We start from the raw sequence: 6,495 nt of genomic DNA, 5'->3' as shown, positions 1-6,495 counted from the left end.
TCCGGCCTTCAGGCCGGGGAGGATGTCAAAAGACCTCAGCTGCCCAACACTGTGCAGCTGACAAAAAATACAGTTCTCTTGGGAGAGGAGCCGAAGGTGGTGGCGTTGGCGGCGCGGAGCGCTTGGGAGCGGATCCACCGGTTGGGAAAGGGGCGGCAAATGCTAACGTCAGAGTAGGGATCTTTCCGCTGGGCAAGGGATCCCGTTACCCTGGTTTTTGGCTTTTTCCCCAAGATCTGGATGTTGAGAGCTGGAATTGTCGGCCTGCCCAACGTAGGCAAATCTACCTTGTTCAACGCCCTCTGTGAAAATGCCAAAGCCGAGGCGGCCAACTTTCCCTTCTGCACCATTGAGCCGAATGTGGGGCGGGTGGCGGTGCCCGACGAGCGCTTGCAGGTGCTGGCCAAGATCAGCGGTTCTGCCGAGATCATCCCCAGCCAAATCGAGTTTGTGGATATTGCCGGGCTGGTGGCTGGAGCCAGCAAGGGGGAGGGTCTGGGCAACCAGTTTCTCTCCCACATTCGCCAGGTGGACGCCGTGGTGCACGTGGTGCGCTGCTTCCAAGACGAGAACATTGTGCATGTGGCGGGTTCGGTGGATCCCTTGCGGGATATCGGGGTGATCAACTTGGAGCTAGCCTTGGCAGATTTGGCCCAGATCGAGCGGCGCATAGAGCGGGTGCGCAAGCAGGCAAAGTCCGACAAAACCGCCCAACTGGAGTTGCAGGCTCTGGAACAATTACAGGCTGCCTTGGACGAGGGCAAGCCGGCTCGCCTGGTACCCCTCAGCCCAGAAGAAGAGCAGTTGATCAAAGGGTTGGGGCTGCTCACCCGCAAAAAAGTCATCTACGCCGCCAATGTGGCGGAAACGGATCTGGCCAGCGGCAATGCCTGGGTGGAGCAGGTGCGGCAATTTGCCGAGGCGGAAGGGGCAGGTGTGGTGGTGGTCTCAGCCCAGGTGGAGGCGGAACTGGTGGAGCTGCCCCCCGACGAGCGACAGGCCTATCTGGATTCGTTAGGGGTAAAAGAGGGCGGGCTGAAATCTCTCATCCGAGCCACCTACGAGCTGTTGGGCTTGCGCACCTACTTTACCTCTGGCCCCAAAGAAACCCGCGCTTGGACGATTCCAGTCGGCGCCACAGCCCCTCAGGCAGCCGGGGTGATCCACTCCGATTTTGAGCGGGGCTTCATCCGGGCCGAGACGGTGGCCTATGCCGATCTGGTGGCGGCGGGATCCCTGAATGCCGCCAAAGAAAAGGGCCTGCTGCGCAGCGAAGGCAAAGACTACGTCGTCCAGGAAGGGGACGTGATGCACTTCCGCTTCAATGTCTAGTTCCCTATCCTCCTGCATCTCTCAGGCAAGCTGGGTTTTCTCAGAAACTGAAGACTTGCTCCCTGTCTTTAGGCAAAAAGACTTAACCCGCCCTGGACAAGGGATCCCAGCGCAGCTCCGGCTGGGTCTGAGAGGGGGCCTTTTCCTAAGAAAACGGTTGACGCTGTAACGAAACATCACAATAATTGGACTAGATAAACAAATGTTTTAGGGATGTATTGATGGATCTGCTGCAATACGGCCCGATGGCCTGGGTTTACATGGCGATCTTTGCCTCTATCATTTGGTGTATTTGGGGTCGTTCGGAAGACGACATCATGTTCTAGCCAGAGCGGGAGAGCTTCCTCTGTCGGCGGGGGCCATTCCTTGCGCTTGAGCCGGCAGGGGCAGCCTTTCACCAATCGTGGCTCTGTAAGGACGTTGTAAAAAATTTTGTAGAATCCTGTTGGGCTTGCGCCAGCCTTGGGATTGACGGCAATACCATCCTAGGCAGTGGGAGACTTTTCCCCCTGCTTTTGCAACACGGCAGCCTGCAGCGGTTATGGGTGTTACCAGCTTGATCTCCCGACGTCCTCTGCCTGGGGCAGAACAGACGCCAGAGGGCTACCGTCTTTCTTGGCGGGGCGTTGGGGTGATGGGGGTGCTAAACGTTACCCCCGACAGCTTCAGCGATGGCGGCCAGTGGGGATCTGCAGAAGCGGCTGTGCAGGCAGCCAAAGCCATGGCAGCGGCAGGGGCCTTGATCGTGGATATTGGCGGCGAGTCCACCCGTCCGGGAGCGGAGCCGGTATCGGTGGAGGTGGAATGCGACCGAGTCTTGCCCGTGATCCGGGCCCTGGAAGGATCCGGGATCCCCATCAGCGTCGATACGCGCAGAACGGAGGTGGCGGCTGCGGCTTTGGCTGCCGGGGCGCACATCATCAACGATGTCGGCGGGCTGCGGGATCCCCAAATGATACAGGTCTGTGCCGAAAAGGGGGTGCCGGCGGTGATCATGCACATGCGGGGAGAACCGCGCACCATGCAGCAGCAGACCGACTATGCTGACCTGGAGGGGGAGGTTTTCGGTTTTCTCAGGGAACAGGCAGAGCGGGCCCTGGCAGCGGGCGTGCCCAGCGTTGTTTTGGATCCGGGCTTGGGCTTTGCCAAAACTGCCGAGCAGAATGTAGTCCTGCTTAAAGCCCTACCGCGGCTGGTGGCCTACGGCTACCCGGTCTTGGTGGGGGCCTCCCGCAAAAGTTTTGTGGGTAAGCTTTCCGGCATTGCCGTGCCCAGCGAGCGAGACAGCGCCAGCGTGGCCGTGCACCTGTTTGCAGCCAGCCGGGGGGCTGCCCTGGTACGGGTTCACAACGTGCCGGCTCATGTTTCCGCCCTTGCCACTTGGGAAGCTCTGCACCATGACGCAGGGTAGGCTGGTGCTGCAGGGCCTCGTCTTTCATGCCTATCACGGCCACTGCCCGGAGGAAGCGGTTTTGGGTGGGCGTTTTGTGGTGGACGTGGAGATGCGGCTTTCCCTAGCCGAGATCCAAGATGACCTCTCGCGCACGGTGGACTACGCCCAGGTGTACGAGAGGGTGCGGCAGGAGGTGACCGGCCAGCGCCGCCGCTTGATCGAGACCTTGGCGGATCAGATCGCAGAGCGGCTGTGGCAGAGCTATCCCCAGCTGGAGGCCCTAACTGTGCGGGTTCACAAGCCCCATGCTCCCCTGCCGGGGCTGTTCGAGGATGTTTACGTCGAGGTCGACCGCCGGCGAGCCGTAAGCAGGGCGGAAGCCTCATGAATCGTGACCTGGCCTACATTGCCCTGGGAAGCAACTTGGGGGATCCGCTGCAGCAGTTGCGCCTGGCTGTGCAGAAGCTGCCCCAGCTGGGAGAGGTGGCGGCCCGTTCCAGTCTCTACCGCAGCCCAGCCCAAGGGGGGCCACCCGGACAGCCTGATTACCTCAATGCAGTGGTGGCCTTGGATCCCTTCCCCCCTTACCAGTCTCCCCTGGAGTTACTAAGGGCGCTGCTGGCCATCGAGCAGGAGGCAGGACGGGTGCGGCGCATCCGCTGGGAGGCCAGAACCCTGGATTTGGATCTGCTGGCCATGGGCAGCCGCATCCTGAACAGCCCTGAGCTGACGTTGCCCCACCCCCGCATGATGGAACGTGCTTTTGTCTTAGCTCCCTTGGGGGAGATCGCTCCCGACTGGCGTCACCCTGAGACCGGTGTGGGGGTCAAAGAGGCACTCATCAGTTTGGATCAGTCCTGGCTGGAGCGCACGACCCTCGGCTGGGAGTAAGAAAGAGTTTGGTAAGCTGGTTAGGGATTTCGGCAAAAGGGATCCCATGGACAGCCTCCAACTCTGGCAGCGCTACTGCGATTGGCTTTACTACCATCCCGGCCTGGAGATTTTCGTCGATATCAGCCGCATCCGTTTCACTCCCCCTCAGGTGGAAGCGCTACGGCCTCGCTTTGCCCAGGCTTTTGCCGATATGCAGGCTTTGGAGGCAGGAGCCATTGCCAACCCCGACGAAGGCCGCCAGGTGGGCCACTATTGGCTGCGGGCGCCCGAGCTGGCTCCCACCCCTGAAATCCGGCAGGCCATTCAGGATTCCATTGAGCGAGTGGAAACCTTTGCCGAAAAGATCCATCGCGGAACTATCCCGGCCAGCGGGGGGGGACGGTTCACCGAGCTGCTCTGCATCGGCATTGGCGGCTCAGCTCTGGGGCCGCAATTTGTGGCGGAGGCCCTGGCTCCGCTGCACCCCCCCCTGAACATCCACTTCATCGACAACACGGATCCCGACGGGTTTGACCGGGTGCTGGGGCGGCTGGCAGACCAACTGGGGCAAACCCTGGTGATCACCACCTCCAAATCCGGCGGCACCCCAGAGCCCCGCAATGGCTTGGTGGAGGTGAAGCTGGCCTACCAAAAGGCTGGGATCCCTTTTTCTGCCCATGCGGTGGCCATCACCGGCCCCGGCAGCCAATTGGAGCAGCAGGCGCGGCAGGAGGGGTGGTTGGAGGTCTTCCCCATCTTCGACTGGGTGGGGGGGCGCACCTCCGAAACGTCCCCGGTGGGCCTGTTGCCGGCAGCGTTGCAGGGCATTGATATCCGGGCTTTGCTGGCCGGGGCAGCCACCATGGATGAGGCCACCCGCCTGCCCCACCTGGAGCGCAATCCCGCCGCTCTGCTGGCCATGGCCTGGTACATCGTCGGTCAAGGGCAAGGGCGCAAGGACATGGTGGTTTTGCCCTACAAGGATCGCCTGCTGCTGTTTAGCCGTTACTTACAACAGTTGGTGATGGAATCCCTGGGCAAATCCCACGATCTAAACGGCAACCGTGTGGAGCAGGGCATCGCCGTTTACGGCAACAAGGGCACCACCGACCAACATGCCTACGTCCAGCAGTTGCGGGATGGCTTGAACAACTTCTTTGTCACCTTCATCGAGGTGCTTCAGGATCGGGAGCCTGGGATCCCTTCCCCCTTCGTGGAGCCGCAGGTGACCAGTGGCGACTACCTGAACGGCCTGCTGCAGGGCACCCGCCAGGCCCTCTACGAAAACGGTCGCGACTCCATTACCGTAACGCTGCCACGGGTGGATGCCCGCTCGGTGGGGGCCTTGATTGCCCTCTACGAGCGAGCCGTGGGCCTCTACGCCTCCCTAATCCAGATCAACGCTTACCATCAACCGGGGGTGGAAGCAGGCAAGAAAGCCGCCAGCGCTGTCTTGGAGCTGCAACGGCGATTGCTAGAGACGGTGCAGGAGCACCAGGGATCCCTGACTTTGCCCCAACTGGCAGAGAAACTGGGCTGCCCGGAGCGCATAGAAACCCTGTACTGGATTGTGCGGCACCTACACGCCAATGGCCGCGGAGTCCTGTTGACAGGGGATCCCGCCCGCCCCTTGGAGCTGAACATCCAGCCTCGGCCTGCTTGAGCCTCGAGTTTCCTGGAGCAAGTGCGGAGAGCAGGCTTGAGTTGGTCAATCTGTACCTCGCCTTAAGCCCTTCCCGGCCAGCCGACCCCCCTGCCTAGAATCGAGCAAGAGTCCACTCCAGGAGGAGACTATGGATCAATCTGCTGCCGTCCTACCCTTACAGACTCCGAAAGATGTCTCCATCGAAGATATTGAGCGGGAGCTGAACAAGATCTGGTCTTCCAAAGGAGAGAGCGTTGCCGCCCGCGCTGCCACCTTTACCCTGGTGGTGTACGAATCTCTGGACGATGCGCTGTTGCTGCCTTCCCCCACCGTCGAAGCCATCGCCACCCAGAACCCCTGTCGCGTCATTGACCTGCGCGCCAAACGAGAGGGATCCCCAGACGACGCCATCGAGGCCCAGGTGGCCGCCTACTGTCCGGTGACCCGTGAGCAGCGCAGCTCGTTGGTCTGTTGCGAATACATCACCCTGAAAGCGCCCGAATCGGCCTTTGTGCGGGCCTGCAGCACCGTTGCCTCGCTGCTGATCCCCAACTTGCCCACCTTTTTGTGGTGGCAAGGGGATCTGGATTTGAACAGCTTGCTGTTTCAAAAATTGGTGGCTCTGAGCAACCGGGTCATCGTCGATTCACGGGGCTTTGTCAATCCAGAAGAAGATCTGCAAGAAATCCACCTCTTGCTGAGCGAGGGCCGCCACTGCGGGGATCTCAACTGGCGGCGGCTGCTGCCTTGGCAGGAACTCACCGCCCAAGCCTTTGACCCTCCCGACCGGCGAGAGTCCCTCTACCTTGTGGATCGTGTGAACCTCGACTACAAAGCCGGCAATCCCTGCCAGGCGTTCCTCTTCCTGGGCTGGCTGGCCAGTCGCCTGGGGTGGACTCCCACAGAGCGGGTTCAGGCTCAGGAGCACGATTACCAGATCGACCGTATCCGCTTGCAAACCCAAAGGGGCGGCGAGGTGATGGCAGAACTGGCGGCTGTGCCCTTGGCCTCGGAAATCAGCCAGCCGGGGGATCTCATCGGGCTGCGCCTCACCTCCAGCAACCAGGAAGCCGACGCCTGTACCGTGCTGTGCTCCGAAATCACAGGGTGTATGCGCATGGAAGCCATGGGGGGCGCTCAGAGATGTGTGGTTCGCCAGGTGGCTCCCCTGGAGCAGGATTCCCTCGACACCCTGCTGGCTGCCGAGTTGCAGCGGCTTGGCCCCGACTACCTCTACGAAGAAACCCTAGGG

6 protein-coding genes are annotated in these 6,495 nt (G+C 61.1%); all 6 read left to right on the top strand.

The annotated features are described in order from the left end of the window. The first annotated feature begins 240 nt into the window (after positions 1–240). Positions 241–1,332, top strand: a complete 1,092-nt coding sequence (gene ychF / locus NW815_RS00245; protein WP_011434459.1) for a redox-regulated ATPase YchF — start codon at positions 241–243, stop codon at positions 1,330–1,332. Positions 1,333–1,873: 541 nt separating this feature from the next. Next, positions 1,874–2,743, top strand: coding sequence for a dihydropteroate synthase (folP, locus tag NW815_RS00240; protein ID WP_414388310.1), 870 nt, complete (start codon positions 1,874–1,876; stop codon positions 2,741–2,743). Beyond that, positions 2,730–3,113, top strand: a complete 384-nt coding sequence (gene folB / locus NW815_RS00235; protein ID WP_011434456.1) for a dihydroneopterin aldolase — start codon at positions 2,730–2,732, stop codon at positions 3,111–3,113. Before folP ends, folB begins: the two co-directional genes overlap by 14 nt. Then, positions 3,110–3,616, top strand: a complete 507-nt coding sequence (gene folK / locus NW815_RS00230; protein ID WP_414388308.1) for a 2-amino-4-hydroxy-6-hydroxymethyldihydropteridine diphosphokinase — start codon at positions 3,110–3,112, stop codon at positions 3,614–3,616. Before folB ends, folK begins: the two co-directional genes overlap by 4 nt. 46 nt (positions 3,617–3,662) lie before the next feature. Next, the gene (locus NW815_RS00225; protein ID WP_414342549.1) at positions 3,663–5,261 is read left to right on the top strand and encodes a glucose-6-phosphate isomerase; all 1,599 of its coding nucleotides are present in this window, start codon (positions 3,663–3,665) and stop codon (positions 5,259–5,261) included. 130 nt (positions 5,262–5,391) lie between these two features. After that, a partial coding sequence (locus tag NW815_RS00220) for a glucose-6-phosphate dehydrogenase assembly protein OpcA (RefSeq protein ID WP_414415607.1) occupies positions 5,392–6,495 on the top strand: 1,104 nt, incomplete at its 3' end.

Origin of the sequence: Synechococcus sp. R6-7, from assembly GCF_047461695.1 — a bacterium.
GTDB lineage: Bacteria > Cyanobacteriota > Cyanobacteriia > Thermostichales > Thermostichaceae > Thermostichus.
The sequence above is the reverse complement of the archived record's forward strand: the minus strand, read 5'-3'. Positions and strand labels throughout refer to the sequence as shown.